This window comes from Planomonospora corallina, assembly GCF_042650625.1.
Lineage (GTDB): Bacteria > Actinomycetota > Actinomycetes > Streptosporangiales > Streptosporangiaceae > Planomonospora_B > Planomonospora_B corallina.
The window spans coordinates 1-986 of sequence record NZ_JBHSBM010000028.1 but is presented as its reverse complement, the minus strand read 5'-3'; the positions used below and the strand labels follow the sequence as shown (position 1 = coordinate 986).

At 57.7% G+C, this 986-nt stretch carries 1 protein-coding gene; it reads left to right on the top strand.

The window, feature by feature from the left end; all coding sequences use genetic code 11:
• A partial coding sequence (locus tag ACFOWE_RS24345; RefSeq protein ID WP_377291633.1) for a hypothetical protein occupies positions 1-864 on the top strand: 864 nt, incomplete at its 5' end.
• Positions 865-986 lie beyond the last annotated feature (122 nt).

The window sequence follows — 986 nt, the reverse complement described above, 5'->3', positions numbered from 1 at the left end:
TCAGCCATTACCGACGACGCGGTGACCCACTCCCAGCGGACCTACGAATGTAGTACCGGCTACCACCAGACCTCTCCGATGTCCCCGAAGAAAAAGAGCAAAGGGAAGATCGCTCTGGGGGTCGTGGGCGGTTTCGTGGTTCTGAGCATCGTCGGGTCGGCACTAGGCGGAAACACCGAAAACGCGGAAATAGAAGCAACCTCGCAGCCCGCTCAGATGACTGGCGCTGCATCCGAGAACGCCGAAGAACCAGCCACCGAAACCGCTGTCGAGACAGAGGCATCCCCCTCCGCCGAACCGGAGGAAGAGACACTCCCCTCCGCCGAACCGGAGGAAACCATTAAGCCCAAGGAATACAAGGGGCGCGGGGCGAAGGTACTGCGCATCAACGAGACTGATGAGATGATGATCCTTGCCCTGACGCACAAGGGGAGCGCTAATTTCATCGTCTCCACCGTCTCCCCGGAAGGTGAGGAGAACGATTTCCCGGTCAACGAGATTGGCAACTACAAGGGTACGGTAGTGATCAATTCTGATCAGCAGACCACCGCCGCCCTCAAGATCCAGGCTGATGGCTCATGGACCGCCACGCTCAAGCCTATCTCCACGGCCCGTGACTGGAAGGGTTCTTCGGTCTCGGGTACAGGAGCAGAGGTCATCGGGCTCAACCCGGCCAGCGATGGACTCACCACCATGAAGGCGACGCACAGTGGACAGGCCAATTTCATCGTCAGAACCTTCGGCGAAAACCCGGACTTTCCGATAAATGAGATCAGAAAATACTCCGGCGAAGTTCTACTTTCCGACGGCACCGACCTAGTGGTAATCCAGACTGACGGAAAGTGGACCTTGACCAAGGAGTGATCACCCGGAATGGGGCGGGCGATTATTGCAACCCAGACCCAATTTGACGCTACTGCAGTTGAACCCGTACTACATTCGTAGGTCCGCTGGGAGTGGGTCACCGCGTCGTCGGTAATGGCTGA